The following is a 16,309-nucleotide window of genomic DNA, read 5'->3' as shown; positions in this document are numbered from 1 at the left end:
GTGGTGCCACCAGGAATCGAACCGGGGACACAAGGATTTTCAGTCCTTTGCTCTACCAACTGAGCTATGGCACCTTCTTCGTTTGCGGGTGCAAAGATAAATAGTTTTTTTAATACAGCCAAAGGATTTCTGAAAAAATAAAAGAAAAATCCCCCTTACATTTTATAGGTCATCATGTAGGGGGGAATGTCTTCTTATGATTAGTCTATATTCGGGTTGATGCTTTTCCAATCCTTTATTTCAGGAAGTACACCCATTCCGATTACCTCGTCGCGCAGCTTGCAAAGGTGTGCATAGCTTTCTTTCAGTTTAGCTTCTTCTTCCGGAGTACCTTTCAGTTCTTTGTAATGTACGCCGTCTTTGGTGATTTCTGTTTCCATAGCCATCATGATGTGGTCGAAACCGTGGCTGTGTACATAGGTACCTGCAGGCCAGCGGAACGGTTTGCCACCCATAGCAGCGGCAATCATCTCTATGGATACGTACGCAGGGCTTTGGAAAGAAGAGCGTCCGCGAAGATTGATAATATTGGCACCACCCTTGGTTACCTTGCTTTGAATTTCAGCCCATTGCTCGGCTGTGAGAGCAGGAGTACCGATGATTTCCAACAAAGGTTTACCGTCTACTTTTGCAGTGGAAGCATAAACAGCCATTTGTTCTCCGTGGCCACCATAGGTACGGCAGTTCTCCACCTTATCGGGAGAAATGTGGAAATGCTTGGCAAGTTCGCTGCGTAGGCGAGTACTATCGAGAGCGGCAAGGGTAGTTACCTGTGAAGGTTTCAGGCCGGAGTACAACAGGGTAATCAACCCGGTGATGTCAGCTGGATTGAAAATTACCACTACATGTTTCACATCCGGACAGTAAGCCTTTACATTCTTACCGAATTCCTCGGCGATGGCGGCGTTGCCTTTCAATAAGTCTTCACGTGTCATGCCGGCTTTGCGGGCAGCACCACCCGAAGATACGATGTATTTGGCATCTGTCAGTGCTTCTTTGATATCGGAAGTGTAAGTGAGGTTCAGTCCTTCGAAACCGCAGTGGAACATTTCTTCCGCTACACCTTCCAAGCCCGGGCCGTAAGGATCATACAGACAAATGTTTGGTGTCAAGTGCATCATAATGGCAGTCTGTGCCATGTTAGAGCCGATCATGCCGGCGGCTCCTACAATCGTAAGTTTTTCGTTTGTTAGAAATTCCATAACTTTTATGTATTTAAAGGTGAATATTATTTCTCTCATTTCTGATTTCGCGGTACAAAAATAACTGTTTTCCAGGAGAATTGTTCATAGAAAAAAGTTATGGTTTAGATTAAAAAGTTATTCCTTATATCTAATCTTTGTTCAAAAGCGAAGATTAGCTGTATCTTAGCGTTAAAAATAAGCAAGCTTATTTTGTACTGCTTTCGGTTTACATTACCTTTGCCCCAAAGGAAAAGAAATTATGAGCATCGAATTAGGAAAATACAATGTCTTGGAGGTAGTCAAAGAAGTAGAGTTTGGCATGTATCTGGATGGTGGTGAAGACGGAGAAATCCTGCTTCCCTTGCGCTATGTGCCCGAAGGTTGCCAGCCGGGAGACTTACTGAATGTATTTATATACTTGGATAATGAGGAACGCCTTGTTGCCACTACGCTGACCCCGCTGGTGCAGGTGGGCGAATTTGCCTGTCTGGAAGTGGCATGGGTAAACGAGTATGGGGCATTCTTGAATTGGGGATTGATGAAAGACCTTTTCGTTCCTTTCCGTGAACAAAAGATGAAGATGCAGGTTGGGAAGAAGTATGTCATTCATGCTCATCTGGATGATGAAAGTTACCGCATCGTAGCTTCTGCCAAAGTGGATCGCTATCTTTCCAAGGAGGCTGCCCCTTATCAGGCGGGGGATGAAGTAGATATACTGATCTGGCAAAAGACGGATTTAGGTTTCAAGGCAATCATTGAAAATATGTACAGCGGTTTGCTCTATGATAGTGAAATATTCCAGTCCCTGTACACGGGCGACCGGGTGAAAGCTTTTATCAAGCAGATACGCGAAGATGGCAAGATAGACCTGATACTCCAGAAACCCGGTTTCGAGAAGGTAGACGATTTTTCGAAAACCCTGTTGCAATACATCAAGGATAATGGCGGACGGATTGCATTGAATGATAAAAGTCCGGCAGATGAAATCTACTCTACCTTTGGGGTGAGTAAGAAGACCTTTAAGAAAGGAGTGGGCGATCTTTATAAAAAGCATCTCATCCTCTTGCCGGGAGATGGTATTGTGTTGGTAACTTCCCCGAAGTCCTAAACTGATTAGGGAAATCCCTATATAAGAATAGAGAGAAACAAGCGGATAGGGGATAATCTTCCCCTATTTTTGTTTTCAATAAAGAATAGATATTCATGAACTAAGTAAAAAACGCTACCATGAAACGAATATTATTTATCCTGTTTGCCACTTTGAGTACTGCTGTTTGCAGTGCAGGCACCGACGCTATGAGTAATAGCAAAGTACGTAAGGAAACCCGTTTCCTCACCGATAAAATGGCTTATGAGTTGAATCTGAACACCGAGCAATACAATGATGTGTATGAAATCAATTATGATTTCATTTCCGGCATACGCTATCTGATGGATGATGTATTGTATGGCAATGAGTGGGCGCTCAATCGTTATTATGATTATCTGGATGTACGAAATGACGATCTCCGCTGGGTGCTTAGCAGCAGGCAGTATGCTCGCTTTATGCAGGCAGAGTATTTCTACCGCCCCATCTATACCAGTGGAAACCGTTGGTACTTCCGTGTTTACATCACGTATACCAATCACAATCATTTCTATTTCCCTCGACCATATCATTATCGTACCTACGCAGGTGGGCACTATCGTACACATTATAATAATACAAGCTATTATCGTGGACGTTACAAACATCCGTTCTATAACGGTTCGTACCGCATCCGTGATACTAAATCCTATACTACGCACCGCCGTTCGGATTTCGGTTCTGTAACTGTACGTCCGGGTTCCAATCGTGCACCGGCAAGAGACGATGTATACACTACCCGTCGTAGCAGTTCCAATAATAACCGCTCTGCCACTACCGGTACTACCCGTCGTGAAAGTACGAATAGTAATGCTACTACCAATACTAATAATAGCTCACGCAGCAATAGTAGCACTACGCGCAGAACAGATAACAGCACGCGCAACAATAGCGGTTCCCGCAGTAACAGTAATAGTTCCCGCAGCAATCGCAGCAGTGAAACGAAAAGCAAAACGAACACTACTCGCCGTAGCACCACTACCAAGCCGGGTACGGAACGTAAAGAGAACAGTTCTTCCAGTAACACTTCCCGCCGTTCTTCGGGTGATCGCCGCTAAGTAAAAAATGAGCGAATTATTTGTGTATCTGCCGAATAATTCGTTCCTTTGCACCGCTTTCGCGCAATCGCTGTCAGGACCCAGAGAGAAGCCTGGTATGTTGCGTTGTAACGATCAAACAATTTAAGAACAATAACAATGGATTTAATTAAAATTGCAGAAGAAGCATTTGCTACCGGTAAACAACACCCGAGCTTCAAAGCAGGTGACACTGTTACAGTAGCATATCGTATTGTCGAAGGTAACAAAGAACGTGTACAGTTGTACCGTGGTGTTGTTATCAAGATTGCCGGTCACGGAGACAAGAAGCGTTTCACTGTACGCAAGATGTCCGGTACCATAGGCGTAGAACGTATTTTCCCAATCGAATCACCGGCTATCGATAGCATCGAGGTGAACAAGGTGGGTAAAGTTCGTCGCGCTAAATTGTACTATCTGCGTGCTCTTACCGGTAAGAAAGCAAGAATTAAAGAAAAAAGAGTTAATAGCTAATCTGTTATACTCTAATTTCGAGATAAAAAAGGGAAGCCGATTCGTTGGTTTCCCTTTTTTATTGCAATAGATGGTAGCTGACATTCTGTGCCTTACAAGAAGTTAACTTCCTGTCAGCAAGGAGTTGACTTCTTGTCGACAGGGAGTTAACTCCTTGTATGCAGGGAGTTGAGAGGTTGAAATTAGAATGGTGTGAGATGGTCTATCCGTACTATACTTGGGATGCACTTGTTCCGTACCAAGGCCGTAGTTTCTCCACTCAGGGGTACTTGTGAGGGGAGATACTACGGAGCAAGTGCATCTCGGGTATAGTTTAGGTATGGTGATATGCAGTCGTAAAAGGTTTGTATTGAATTCGTTTGGTTTAAGTGCGCAGGAATTGAAACTATGTTATCTGATTTGCGCCCGGCTGTGCAATAAAGCGATTGCAGTTATTACTCCTAAGTCGGTATTAAAGACGAAGCAGCGTATTAAGAATAAAATAGGTTTGTCGGGTAAGGATAGTTTGGATCGGTATGTACAGCAATACTGATATAATTACTGTCTGAAGTTTTGCAAGTACTATTTTTTCGATTGTAATCGAAAAAATATATCTTTGTAGAAAAAAGTGGTTATGCTTGAACGGGAAATCCGGAAATCAATTCTTGCTGATTTCAAACGCAAGAAAGTAATTGTATTATTGGGAGCAAGACAGGTTGGTAAAAAAAACTTTTGTTGTCACTGGCTCTTCTTCGTTTGATATGGCAAATGAAATCAATGAATCGGCTACTGGGCGTTTGATAGAATATAATCTTTATCCTTTTTCTTTGGCTGAGCTGGCTGCTGATACTTCTGAACGGGAGGAAAAACGATTGTTAGAGAATAGATTGATTTATGGCTTATATCCGGAAGTGATAACGGAGCCGGGGGATGCCAAAAGAACATTGACATCTCTTACTAACAATTATCTGTATAAAGATTTGTTTTCTTATAAGGGCTTGAAAAAGCCTGATGTTATTCAAAAACTTGTTAGAGCTTTAGCTTTACAGTTAGGAAGTGAAGTGTCTTATAATGAACTAAGTAATCTGTTGGGAATAGATAAAGAAACCGTTGAAAACTATATATGTCTTCTGGAAAAATGCTTTGTTGTATTCAGACTGGATTCCTTTAGTCGAAATCTGAGGAATGAAATAAAAAAAGGAAAGAAAATTTATTTTTATGATAATGGAATCAGAAATGCAGTGATTTCCAATTTTGCTCCGTTAGAACTGAGGACGGATGCGGGTGCATTGGAGTTTAAATGGAACGCTAAGGCTAAAAGTAAGCAGCCTAAGGTTTTTATGGAAAGTTATCCAAACTCTGTTTATGAGATAATTACGCCTGAAAACTTTTGGAGTTTTGTGAGATAAAAAAATCCTCCTTTCCCGTTTTACCGGCAAAAGGAGGATTCTACTTAAAATTATGATGGACTATTTTTACTTCAAGTCTCTTAGTTCCCAGCCCAATGCACTGGCACCTAATACAGCAGCATCGGAATCTTTTAATTCAGACATCAACAACTTGGCTTTACCTTTATAGATATTCAGCACATTGTCATCGATAGCTTTCTGGATAGGCTTGAAGATATAATCTCCGGATTTAGCCAATCCACCAAACAGGATGATAGCTTCGGGGCTGGAGAATGCGATAGCATCTGCTATAGCTTCACCTAGGATAGTACCTGTAAAGTTGAAGATATCTTGTGCAAGTTTGTCACCTTGAACGGCTGCATCGTACACATCTTTAGACGTGATATTTTCAGCAGGAATAGAACGAAGCAAACTTGGCTCGGTACGTGCAGTTAGGAATTCACGGGCTGTACGAGCTACACCGGTAGCCGAACAGTAAGTTTCCAAGCAGCCATGACGTCCGCATCCGCAGAGACGACCGTTCTCGCGACGTATGATGACGTGACCTAATTCTCCGGCAAAACCATCGTGACCATAAACCATCTGACCGTTGATAACGATACCGCTACCTACACCTGTACCCAAAGTGATCATGATGAAATCTTTCATACCACGTGCAGCACCATAAGTCATTTCACCGATAGCTGCGGCGTTGGCGTCGTTCGTCAATGCAGTTGGGATACCCAGACGTTCCTCAAACATGGCTGCCAAAGGAATTACACCTTTCCAGGGCAAGTTAGGGGCAAATTCAATAGTACCACTGTAGTAGTTACCGTTGGGAGCACCAATACCGATACCTTTAATTTTATCCACACCACCGTTGGCGATAATCAAAGGTAACAGATTTTTGCAGACTTCGTCTACATAATTATCTACCTGTTCGTGAGCGCCGGTTTTGATGGAACCGCTTGCGATAATAGTTCCGCGTGCATCCACAATGCCAAAGACGGTGTTTGTTCCGCCTATGTCAATACCTACTACGTAGGGCTTTTCCATGCTTGAATTCATGATATTAATGTTTTGTTTAAAGGGTTAGTTAATTAGTTTTATGGTTACAAATTACACAAAGAAAAATGATACTTCAAAATCTTTTTGAAAAAAACTTCACCTCATTTGCAACTTTTCGTAACATAGCTGCGTCTAATAGTGAAAATTAATAAGAAACAGACTAAAAACAGAGAGATTCGTGATACAGCTGAAAGACATTAACAAGACCTACAACAACGGGGCACCCCTACATGTGCTCAAAGGCATCAACCTCGAAATTAAACGGGGGGAGTTCGTTTCCATTATGGGAGCTTCGGGTTCCGGTAAATCCACTCTACTGAATATATTAGGTATTCTGGATAATTATGATACCGGTGAGTATTATCTGAATGGTACGCTGATCAAAAATCTCAGTGAGACCAAGGCGGCTGAATACCGGAATCGTATGATTGGATTCATCTTCCAGTCTTTTAACTTGATTTCCTTTAAAAATGCAGTGGAGAATGTGGCACTACCCCTTTTCTATCAGGGAGTGAGCCGTCGCAAACGCAATGCCCTGGCACTGGAGTATCTGGATCGCTTGGGGTTGAAAGATTGGGCGCATCACATGCCGAACGAAATGTCCGGCGGACAGAAACAGCGTGTCGCCATTGCCCGTGCTCTTATCACTCAGCCGCAGATTATCCTGGCTGACGAACCTACCGGTGCCCTTGATAGTAAGACTTCCGTGGAAGTTATGCAGATTCTTAAAGATTTGCACAAGACAGGTATGACTATTGTGGTGGTTACGCATGAAAGCGGTGTAGCCAATCAGACGGATAAGATTATTCATATTAAGGATGGTATTATCGGCAGTATTGAAGAAAATCAGAATCATGATGCTTCTCCATTCGGAAAAGACGGATTCATGAAATAAAAGAATGTACAATGTACAATTTACAACGTACAATTGAAGCTTCGCCAACATTCCGGAAGGCAAATTGTAAATTGTAAATTGTCAAATAGTAAATGAATATATGTTTGATATTTGGCAAGAAATATACGGAACCATCAAACGGAACAAATTGCGTACGTTCCTTACAGGGTTTGCCGTGGCATGGGGCATTTTTATGCTTATCGTATTGCTGGGTGCCGGAAACGGTATTATCCATGCTTTCGACCAATCTTCCTCGGAACGCGCATTGAACTCTATCCGCATTTTTCCGGGATGGACTTCCAAGCCTTATGCGGGATTGAAAGAGGGACGTCGTGTCCGTTTGGAGAATAATGATCTGGAAGCTACCGAAAAATTTTTTCCGGATCATGTCATCAGTGCCGGGGCTACTGTAAGGCAGAGTAATGTAAACGTCAGTTTTGGGCAGGAGTATGTTAATATCTCTCTGATGGGGGTACATCCTAACTATACGGAGGTGGAGACTGTGAAGACTGCAGACGGGCGTTTTATCAACCAAAATGACTTGAAGGAGCGCCGGAAAGTGATGGTTATACATAAGAAAACTGCTGAAATTCTATTCGGTAAGACTCATACTGAACCTATCGGACAGTTTGTTAATGCAAGTGGAGTGGCCTATCAGATCGTTGGTATCTATAACGACCAGGGAGACCGTGAAGCCAGTGAGGCTTATATCCCTTTCTCTACTTTGCAGACCATTTATAATAAGGGTGAACAGCTGAATAATATCATCTTTACGACTAAGAATCTGGAAACGATAGAGAGCAATGAAATTTTTGAGGCAAACTATCGTAGGGTAATTGGTGCCAGTCGCCGTTTCGATCCTCAGGATAACAGTGCTATCTGGATATGGAACCGCTTCACGGATTATATGCGGACGCAAAATGCAATGGGAATGCTGCGTACAGCTATCTGGGTAATTGGTATCTTTACTTTACTGAGCGGTATTGTAGGAGTTTCGAACATCATGTTGATTACAGTGAAGGAGCGTACTCGTGAATTCGGTATCCGTAAGGCACTTGGAGCGAAGCCGTTATCCATCCTTTGGTTGATAATTGTGGAGAGTGTCACTATCACTACTCTGTTCGGATATATAGGTATGGTGGCCGGCATTGCCGTCACGGAATGGATGAACTCAGCCTTTGGTAATCAGACTATGGATGCGGGAATGTTCCAGCAAACCATGTTCTCGAACCCGACAGTAGATTTGGGGATTGCCATTCAGGCTACGCTCACTTTGATTATCGCAGGCACACTGGCAGGATTCTTCCCTGCGAAGAAGGCTGTGAGTATCAGTCCGATAGAAGCATTGAGAGCGGATTAAGTCGAACGTAAATCGTAAATAGAAATTATGAGAATAGATATAGACTCTTGTGAGGAAATCCTCATCACGATTACAAGAAACAAAACGCGGAGCTTACTGACGGCTTTTGGTGTATTCTGGGGCATTTTTATGCTGGTGGCACTCATTGGTGGTGGCCAGGGGATGCAGCAGGCTATGAGTTCCCAGTTTGAGGGCTTTGCCACGAATTCTGCTTTTCTGGTTTCGCAGAAGACGGGGGAAGCGTATAAAGGTTTCCGCAAAGGACGCTGGTGGGATTTGGAATTATCGGACATTGAGCGTCTGCGTCATGGGGTGAATGAAATAGATGTCATTACACCGTCCATCGCTTATTGGGGAAGAACAGCCATACACGGAGATAAAAAATATGATTGTAGTGTAAAGGGACTGTATCCCGAGTATGAACATATAGAGCATCAAGAGATGGCATACGGACGCTTTATTAATGATGTGGATATTAAGGAGGCGCGTAAAGTGTGTGTGATTGGTAAACGTGTGTATGAAAGCTTATTCCGCCCGGGAGAAGATCCATGTGGAAAGTATATTCGGGTAGACGGTATTTATTACCAGGTTATCGGTATGTGCTCGTCCGAGGGGAATATGAATATCCAGGGACAAGCATCGGAGGCTGTGACTTTGCCTTATACTACCATGAAACAGGCATATAATCTGGGTAACCGGATACATGTGATATGTTTTACAGTGAAACCGAATATTAAGGTAACGGATATTCAGGATAAGGTAGAGCGCATTGTAAAGGCGGCTCATTACATATCTCCGGATGATAAGCAGGCAGTGATGATGCTGAATGCAGAGGCTATGTTCTCTATGGTGGATAATCTGATGACTGGTGTCCGGATTTTGATCTGGATGGTAGGTTTGGGTACTTTATTTGCCGGAGCAATTGGTGTATCGAACATTATGATGGTAACGGTGCGCGAACGTACTACGGAAATCGGTATTCGACGCGCTATTGGAGCACGTCCACGGGATATTCTGCAACAGATTCTTTCGGAAAGTATGGTGCTGACCACGATTGCGGGTATGGCAGGTATTTCTTTTGCCGTATTGGTGTTGCAGGTATTGGAGGTTGCTGCCAATGATCCGGGGCATATAACTACGCATTACCAGGTTTCATTCGGGCTGGCTATCGGTACATGTGCGTTGCTGATAGGTTTGGGGGTACTAGCAGGGCTGGCTCCCGCTTATCGTGCCATGGCGATCAAGCCTATCGAGGCTATCAGGGATGAATAATTGAGGTATCTGAATATTTAGAGAAGCCCTACAGACAGTAAGGTAAAAATTAAAATAGAAAAACAATAATATAATAATAGTATGAAAAAGTATCTGAAAATCGCATTGTTGGTAGTTGTAGCTGCCATTTTCATCTTCACGTTCGTGTTCCTTTATCAGAAGTCTAAACCGAAGATTACGGTTTATGAGACAATTACTCCGGCAGTAGCTGATCTGGAGAAAACAACGGTGGCAACCGGAAAGGTGGAACCGAGAGACGAGATCCTTATCAAGCCTCAGATATCGGGTATCATTGACGAGCTGTATAAAGAAGCCGGACAAACGATACGTAAGGGTGAAGTGATTGCTAAAGTGAAAGTAATTCCCGAACTGGGTACGCTGAACTCTGCCGAGAGCCGTGTGCGTCTGGCTGAACTCAATGCGAAGCAGGGTGAAACTGACTTCGCTCGTGTAGAGAAATTGTTTGAGGACAAGCTGGTTAGCCGTGAGGACTATGAAAAAGCTGAGGTTAGTGTGAAACAGGCACGTGAGGAGTTGCAAACAGCTAAGGATAATCTGGAAATTGTGAAGGAGGGTATTACAAAGAACAGTGCTTCTTTTTCAAGTACGCTGATCCGTTCTACAATCAACGGCTTGATTCTGGATGTACCAGTAAAGGCCGGTAACTCGGTAATTATGAGTAATACATTCAATGATGGTACTACAATCGCTACGGTTGCTAACATGAACGATCTCATCTTTAGAGGTAAGATTGACGAAACGGAAGTAGGACGTGTGCATGAAGGAATGCCGGTGAAGCTGACAATCGGCGCTTTGCAGAATCTTTCATTCGATGCTATACTGGAATATATTTCTCCGAAGGGAGTGGAGGAGAATGGTGCCAATCAGTTTGAAATAAAAGCGGCTATCCAGGTACCGGATACGGTGATGATCCGTTCGGGTTATTCTGCTAATGCGGAAATTGTACTGGAACGTGCACAGCAGGCACTTACCTTGCCTGAGAGTACAATCGAATTCAGTGGGGACAGCACATTCGTATATGTGATGACGGATAGTGTGCCTACCCAGAAGTTTGAACGTAAAGAAGTGAAAGTTGGCATGAGCGATGGTATCAAGATTGTTATCAAAGACGGTGTAGACGGTAAGTCTAAAGTACGTGGTGCAGAAAAGAAGGATAAATAAAAACCGTTGGAGTAACCTTGTATAATTCAATAATAACAGATTATGAAGAAGAACTTAATAATGGGATGCATGGCCATCTTTGCCGTTTCAGTACAGGCTCAGGAGGGCTGGACGCTGCGCCAGTGCATCGACTACGCTATAGAACATAATATTAGCATCCGCCGAACTGCCAACGCTGCGGAACAAAGTGCCGTGAGTGTGAACACGGCCAAATGGGCACGTCTGCCGAATCTGAATGGTAGTGCCGGACAAAGCTGGAACTGGGGGCGTACGCAGACGGCTGTAAAGAATGAAGCCACTGGTGATTATTCTACGGTTTATGTCAATACAAGTAGTAACAGCACCAATATGTCTGTGTCTACCAGTATTCCCTTATTTTCCGGTCTGGAAATTCCCAATCAGTATGCTTTGTCTAAATTGAATCTGAAAGCCGCTATTGCGGATTTGGAAAAGGCTAAGGAGGATATTTCCATTAATATTGCTTCTGCGTATTTGCAGGTGCTATTCGATCAGGAGCTATATCAGGTAGCCATCAGTCAGGTGGCATTGAGTAAAGAACAGTTGGCACGTATTGCACGTCTTGCCGAACTGGGTAAAGCATCTCCTGCCGAGGTTGCTGAGGCTAAGGCTCGCGTGGCACAAGATGAGATGAAAGCTGTACAGGCAGATAATAATTACCAGCTTGCTTTACTTGATCTTAGCCAGCTTATAGAGTTGGAAACTCCGGAAGGGTTTTCTTTATCAGCTCCTGCGGTAAAATTGGACCTGCTTCCTCTTACTCCACCGGATGAGGTTTATCAGACGGCATTAACAAGTAAAGCTGCTGTTCAGGCTGCAAAATATCGTTTGGAAGGTAGTGAACATAGTATTCGTATTGCTCAGAGTGCTTTTTATCCTAAATTGAATCTGAATGGTAGTCTTGGTACGAATTATTATTCTACTCTCGATCGTAATTTCAGTCAGCAAATGCGGGATAACTTTAGCAAGTACGTAGGACTCAGTCTTAGTGTGCCCATCTTTAACCGTTTTGCCACTCGCAATCGTGTACGTACTGCCCGCTTACAGCAGGAGAATTATTCTTTGCAGTTGGACGATGTAAAGAAGACGCTCTATAAGGAAATACAGCAGGCATGGTACAATGCATTGGCTTCCGAGAGCAAATATACCAGTAGTAGTACAGCTACCAATGCCAGTGCAGAGTCTTTCAAACTGATGAGTGAAAAGTATGACAATGGTAAAGCAACCGCTGTAGAGTATAACGAAGCGAAACAGAATCTGATGAAAGCCCAATCTGATGAATTGCAGGCTAAATATGAATATCTGTTCCGTACAAAGATATTGGACTTCTATAAAGGAATACCGATTGAATAACTTTTTTAGTGTCTTTCTCTTGAAAATCCTTCTCCGGCTGTAGGGCTGGGGGAGGATTTTCTGTATATTTGCTGCATGAGTCCTTTTATCAGCATAATTATTCCCTTTTACGGTACGGCAGACCCGGTGCTGCTGCAACGTTGTCTTGATTCTATCCGCCGGCAAGGGATGGAAGAGGGAAGCTATGAGATAATTGTAGCGGATGACGAGAGTCAGACTACGGGAGGAGCGCGTAATAATGGAATGCAACAAGCACATGGTGAGTATCTTTTTTTTGTAGATGCAGATGATGTCTTATTGCCGAATACACTGCCTTCTTGTTTGTCTCTATTGAGACTGTATTCGCCTGATATCCTGAAGTTTGGTTTTCAGGAGCTTACTTGTCACTTTTTGTTAGAACAACAGAGTCCGGCAAATCAATCGCTGTCTTATGTGGAATACTCATCCGGTGCTGACTTTATGGCACTCAACAACTTTACAGGAGTTGTTTGGACGCATATCTTCCGTCGGAGTATGCTGGAAACGTCTTCTCTTTATTTCAGTGAGACGAGCTTTTTTGAGGATGAAGAGTTTGTAGCCAAAGCTTACCTCTTTGCCCGAAAAATGTTGGTGACTTCTTATAAAGTATATGGTTATTACCGTTCCTCATCTTCTTTGACGCGAGTGAATGTTGATGAAAAGTGCCGGAAGAGAATATTAGCTTTCAAGGAAATGCTTTTCCGTTTGAAAGCGTTTAGTCAGTCAGTTACTTCTGCTGGACGTTTGGAAGCATTGGATAGACGAATCCATTTTCTTGTTATTGATTATATCCGTCAGATGTGGAGAAATAAATGCAGTATGAGAGAGATAAACCAACGATTGGCTGTCCTGAAACAAAATGGATTAGTGCCTTTACCTTATAAAAACTATTCCTGGAAGTATTGTTTGGTTTGTCCTGTCATTAATGTTTATATCCGTTTGGTTATATGAAGATATTATTACTTGGAGAATTTAGCGGGTTGCATTGGAGTCTTGCGGAAGGGCTTCGGGCATTAGGACACGACGTTTGTGTTGCTTCCGATGGTTGTGGCTGGAGAAACTATCCGCGCGATATAGCTCTTGACCGGCCGACGGATAGTTTGCGTGATGGCATTTTTTGTATTCTCCGCATCTTGCGTCATCTACCGAGTTTTCGGGGATATGATGTTGTACAGATTATCAGTCCTTATTTTCTGCGCCTACGCAGCGAACGCACTCTGCCGGTTTATCGTTATTTGCAGCGACATAATGGTAAGGTCTTCTTGGGAGCTTTCGGGACCGATTATTATTATATCCGCGCTTGTATGGAAACAGATGTTTTCCACTATTCGGATTTTAAGATCGGAGGCCGGTATCGTGATACAGCTTTTAATCAGATTACTCTTCAGGATTGGTATTATGGTGGGGCAGCTCGTGCCACTCGGGCTATAGCTGAAACTTGTAATGGCATTATCGCTTGCTTATGGGAATATTACGTTTCTTATCAACCCGGCTTCCCTGAGAAAACAGCCTTTATTCCTTTGCCTATTGATTTGCGGAAGGTAACATCGCGCGTTCGCTGTGTACCGGAGAAATTGAATTTCTTTATTGGTATTCAATCGGCCCGTAGTAATTTAAAAGGTACTGATGTCATGCTGCCTGTGTTGCAAGAAGTGCAACGCAAGCATCCCGACCTTTGCCGGATTACCGAAGTGCATGATGTGCCTTATGCCCTTTATCAGCAATTGATGGATGACGCAGATGTGCAGTTAGACCAGTTGTATTCATATACTCCTTCTATGAACTCACTGCTTGCCATGGCAAAAGGAGTAACTGTTGTGGGAGGCGGTGAACCCGAAAACTACGAAATCTTAAATGAAACGGAGCTTCGCCCCATTATCAATGTCTTGCCTGATGAACAGGATATTTACAAGAAACTGGAAGAGATTGTTCTTCATAAAGAACGTATTCCGGAACTGTCGGCGCAAAGTGTAGCATACGTAGCCAAACATCATGATCATATCAAAGTAGCCCGGCAATACCTCGATTTCTGGGAACGGCATTAATGCCCTTTATAACTCATCATTTGTTTCACGGCATGGAACTGTTTGTTTCAGATGGTGCAACAATTACCTCCTACCTTTTTCTTCTTTTTAAGCCTGTATTTGCCCTTGAATACCTTCTGTATCTTTCGGATGTAACATGAGTGAAAGAAAATGAAATGTTATTGCAGAAAGATGTAATATCAGCGAAAGTTTGTGTAAAATGATTGTAGGTGCCTTTTGATGTCTATGTTGTATATTTGCTGCAGGGAGATTTCCCTGCGAAAGAAACAAGCAAAGAAATATCAAAAAAGAAATAGTATGCAAAGACGTTTTTATCTTTTCTTGCTGGTAACCATCCTGTATAGTTGCACAGCTTTGAGCCAGGGAAACTCAGCCGGAAATCCGGTGATTTATGCCGATGTACCCGATATGTCGATGATTCGGGTAGGAGATACCTATTATATGAGTAGTACGACCATGCACATGGCTCCGGGAGTCCCCATTATGAAGTCAAAAGATCTTGTGAACTGGGAATTGGTGAATTATTGCTATGATATTCTGGCAGATGTGGATGCACTGAACCTGAATAATGGAAAAAATGCGTATGGAAGCGGAACATGGGCAAGCTGTATTCGCTATCATAATAATATGTATTATGTATCGACATTCTCCAGCACTACCGGGAAGACCTATATATATGTTACGGAAGATATAGAAAAGGGTTCTTGGAAAACAATCACGTTTACTCCCTCTTATCATGATCATACGGTTTTCTTTGACGATGATGGCCGTATTTATATCATCTGGGGAGGTGGCAAACTGCATATAGCGGAGTTGAAATCCGATTTATCCGGCATCAAAGAAGGCACTGAACGTATCTTTATTGAGAATGCCAGTGCTCCGTCAGGGGATAATGTCGGTTTGCCCGCCGAGGGTTCACAGTTATTTAAGGTGAATGGGAAGTATTATTTATTTAATATAACCTGGCCGAGGGGAGGAATGCGTACAGTGGTTATTCACCGCGCTGATAATATGAATGGCCCTTGGGAGGGTAGAGTAGCTTTGCAGGATAAAGGTGTGGCTCAAGGAGGCTTGATAGATACGCCTGATGGCAGATGGTTTGCTTATCTTTTCCGTGATAATGGCGCGGTAGGCCGTATTCCTTACCTTGTTCCGGTAAAATGGGAAGATGGCTGGCCCGTTCTTGGAATAAATGGAAAAGTTCCGGAAACATTGGATCTACCGGCAAGTAAAGGCTTAATACCGGGTATTGTAGCTTCGGATGAGTTTATACGCAAGAAAAAAGATGCAGCTTTGCCGCTGGTTTGGCAGTGGAATCACAACCCAGATAATTCTCTTTGGTCGGTTGGTGAACGAAAGGGGTATCTGCGCCTTAAAACCGGACGGGTGGATGCTGATTTCTTGTCTGCACGAAATACATTGACACAGCGAACGGTTGGTCCGGTATGTTCGGGAACCACTTCTATGGATGTATCTAATATGAAAGAGGGAGATTTTGCAGGTCTTGCACTTCTTCAGAAAAAATATGGATTCGTAGGTGTAATGTATGAAAACGGGGTAAAGAAGATTGTAATGGTAAGTGCGCAGACTGATAAGCCGGAAGAGGTGGAAAGTCTGCCACTGAACCAGGATACAGTATTCTTGAAAGCCGAATGTAACTTCACGGATAGGAAAGATATGGCAGACTTCTACTATAGCCTGGATGGCAAGAAGTGGATTAAAATAGGTAGTCAGCTTAAAATGGCCTATACCCTCCCACATTTTATGGGGTACCGTTTCGGACTATTCAATTATGCTACCAAGACTTCCGGGGGGTATGTAGACTTTGACTATTTCCGTATCAGCGATAAGAAATAAAGTGATTCGTAATT

At 43.1% G+C, this 16,309-nt stretch carries 14 protein-coding genes, 1 tRNA gene and 1 pseudogene; 13 read left to right on the top strand and 3 right to left on the bottom strand.

The window, feature by feature from the left end; genetic code table 11:
* Window position 1: 1 nt before the first annotated feature.
* Window positions 2-74: transfer RNA gene (locus tag BWI44_RS01025), tRNA-Phe, on the bottom strand.
* 126 nt (window positions 75-200) lie between these two features.
* Window positions 201-1,202, bottom strand: a complete 1,002-nt coding sequence (locus BWI44_RS01020; protein WP_021967914.1) for a malate dehydrogenase — start codon at window positions 1,200-1,202, stop codon at window positions 201-203.
* A gap of 241 nt (window positions 1,203-1,443) precedes the next feature.
* Here BWI44_RS01020 and BWI44_RS01015 point away from each other — a divergent pair, with 241 nt between their 5' ends.
* The 5 genes and pseudogenes from BWI44_RS01015 to BWI44_RS00995 all read left to right on the top strand — a co-directional run bounded on the left by BWI44_RS01015 (window position 1,444) and on the right by BWI44_RS00995 (window position 5,248).
* A complete protein-coding gene (locus BWI44_RS01015; protein ID WP_195208799.1) occupies window positions 1,444-2,292 on the top strand; it encodes a CvfB family protein in 849 nt (282 codons plus the stop codon).
* 119 nt (window positions 2,293-2,411) lie between these two features.
* Entirely contained in the window at window positions 2,412-3,368 is a 957-nt protein-coding gene (locus BWI44_RS01010) for a hypothetical protein (protein ID WP_195208800.1), read from the top strand.
* Window positions 3,369-3,506: 138 nt separating this feature from the next.
* Entirely contained in the window at window positions 3,507-3,860 is a 354-nt protein-coding gene (gene rplS, locus BWI44_RS01005; protein WP_007660372.1) for a 50S ribosomal protein L19, read from the top strand.
* A 349-nt stretch (window positions 3,861-4,209) separates the two neighbouring features.
* Window positions 4,210-4,392: pseudogene (locus tag BWI44_RS01000) on the top strand (helix-turn-helix transcriptional regulator); the annotation flags it as partial.
* A 163-nt stretch (window positions 4,393-4,555) separates the two neighbouring features.
* A complete protein-coding gene (locus tag BWI44_RS00995; protein ID WP_286810459.1) occupies window positions 4,556-5,248 on the top strand; it encodes an ATP-binding protein in 693 nt (230 codons plus the stop codon).
* 66 nt (window positions 5,249-5,314) lie between these two features.
* Here the strand turns inward: BWI44_RS00995 and BWI44_RS00990 are convergent, their stop codons facing one another.
* The gene (locus BWI44_RS00990) at window positions 5,315-6,295 is read right to left on the bottom strand and encodes an ROK family protein (protein WP_021967915.1); all 981 of its coding nucleotides are present in this window, start codon (window positions 6,293-6,295) and stop codon (window positions 5,315-5,317) included.
* A 178-nt stretch (window positions 6,296-6,473) separates the two neighbouring features.
* Between BWI44_RS00990 and BWI44_RS00985 the strand changes: the two genes are divergently transcribed.
* The 8 genes from BWI44_RS00985 (at window position 6,474) to BWI44_RS00950 (ending at window position 16,295) form a co-directional block, all read left to right on the top strand.
* Complete coding sequence (locus tag BWI44_RS00985; protein WP_007660366.1) at window positions 6,474-7,190, top strand: ABC transporter ATP-binding protein; 717 nt, start codon at window positions 6,474-6,476, stop codon at window positions 7,188-7,190.
* 100 nt (window positions 7,191-7,290) lie between these two features.
* Entirely contained in the window at window positions 7,291-8,550 is a 1,260-nt protein-coding gene (locus tag BWI44_RS00980; RefSeq protein WP_044532659.1) for an ABC transporter permease, read from the top strand.
* A gap of 27 nt (window positions 8,551-8,577) precedes the next feature.
* Window positions 8,578-9,822 (top strand): ABC transporter permease, encoded by a 1,245-nt coding sequence (locus BWI44_RS00975; protein WP_007660364.1) that lies wholly within the window; start codon window positions 8,578-8,580, stop codon window positions 9,820-9,822.
* An 81-nt stretch (window positions 9,823-9,903) separates the two neighbouring features.
* A complete protein-coding gene (locus BWI44_RS00970) occupies window positions 9,904-11,004 on the top strand; it encodes an efflux RND transporter periplasmic adaptor subunit (protein ID WP_286810437.1) in 1,101 nt (366 codons plus the stop codon).
* A 42-nt stretch (window positions 11,005-11,046) separates the two neighbouring features.
* Window positions 11,047-12,375, top strand: coding sequence for a TolC family protein (locus tag BWI44_RS00965; protein WP_138291025.1), 1,329 nt, complete (start codon window positions 11,047-11,049; stop codon window positions 12,373-12,375).
* A 75-nt stretch (window positions 12,376-12,450) separates the two neighbouring features.
* The gene (locus BWI44_RS00960; RefSeq protein ID WP_195208802.1) at window positions 12,451-13,344 is read left to right on the top strand and encodes a glycosyltransferase; all 894 of its coding nucleotides are present in this window, start codon (window positions 12,451-12,453) and stop codon (window positions 13,342-13,344) included.
* Complete coding sequence (locus tag BWI44_RS00955; protein WP_138291027.1) at window positions 13,341-14,438, top strand: glycosyltransferase family protein; 1,098 nt, start codon at window positions 13,341-13,343, stop codon at window positions 14,436-14,438. The genes BWI44_RS00960 and BWI44_RS00955 overlap by 4 nt, the downstream gene beginning before the upstream one ends.
* A 297-nt stretch (window positions 14,439-14,735) precedes the next feature.
* Entirely contained in the window at window positions 14,736-16,295 is a 1,560-nt protein-coding gene (locus tag BWI44_RS00950) for a glycoside hydrolase family 43 protein (RefSeq protein ID WP_195208803.1), read from the top strand.
* Window positions 16,296-16,309 lie beyond the last annotated feature (14 nt).

The organism is Bacteroides sp. Phil13 (genome assembly GCF_001940965.1).
GTDB classification, from domain to species: Bacteria; Bacteroidota; Bacteroidia; order Bacteroidales; family Bacteroidaceae; genus Bacteroides; species Bacteroides intestinalis.
The sequence above is the reverse complement of the archived record's forward strand: the minus strand, read 5'-3'. Positions and strand labels throughout refer to the sequence as shown.

What these genes read in the sequence shown, in the direction of transcription:
- BWI44_RS00955 (WP_138291027.1), top strand. Translation starts at nt 13,341, where the DNA reads ATGAAGATATTATTACTTGGAGAATTTAGCGGGTTGCATTGGAGTCTT.
- BWI44_RS00960 (WP_195208802.1), top strand. Translation starts at nt 12,451, where the DNA reads ATGAGTCCTTTTATCAGCATAATTATTCCCTTTTACGGTACGGCAGAC.
- BWI44_RS00970 (WP_286810437.1), top strand. Translation starts at nt 9,904, where the DNA reads ATGAAAAAGTATCTGAAAATCGCATTGTTGGTAGTTGTAGCTGCCATT.
- BWI44_RS00975 (WP_007660364.1), top strand. Translation starts at nt 8,578, where the DNA reads ATGAGAATAGATATAGACTCTTGTGAGGAAATCCTCATCACGATTACA.
- BWI44_RS00950 (WP_195208803.1), top strand. Translation starts at nt 14,736, where the DNA reads ATGCAAAGACGTTTTTATCTTTTCTTGCTGGTAACCATCCTGTATAGT.
- BWI44_RS01010 (WP_195208800.1), top strand. Translation starts at nt 2,412, where the DNA reads ATGAAACGAATATTATTTATCCTGTTTGCCACTTTGAGTACTGCTGTT.
- BWI44_RS00990 (WP_021967915.1), bottom strand. Translation starts at nt 6,295, where the DNA reads ATGAATTCAAGCATGGAAAAGCCCTACGTAGTAGGTATTGACATAGGC.
- rplS (WP_007660372.1), top strand. Translation starts at nt 3,507, where the DNA reads ATGGATTTAATTAAAATTGCAGAAGAAGCATTTGCTACCGGTAAACAA.
- BWI44_RS00965 (WP_138291025.1), top strand. Translation starts at nt 11,047, where the DNA reads ATGAAGAAGAACTTAATAATGGGATGCATGGCCATCTTTGCCGTTTCA.
- BWI44_RS01015 (WP_195208799.1), top strand. Translation starts at nt 1,444, where the DNA reads ATGAGCATCGAATTAGGAAAATACAATGTCTTGGAGGTAGTCAAAGAA.
- BWI44_RS01020 (WP_021967914.1), bottom strand. Translation starts at nt 1,202, where the DNA reads ATGGAATTTCTAACAAACGAAAAACTTACGATTGTAGGAGCCGCCGGC.
- BWI44_RS00980 (WP_044532659.1), top strand. Translation starts at nt 7,291, where the DNA reads ATGTTTGATATTTGGCAAGAAATATACGGAACCATCAAACGGAACAAA.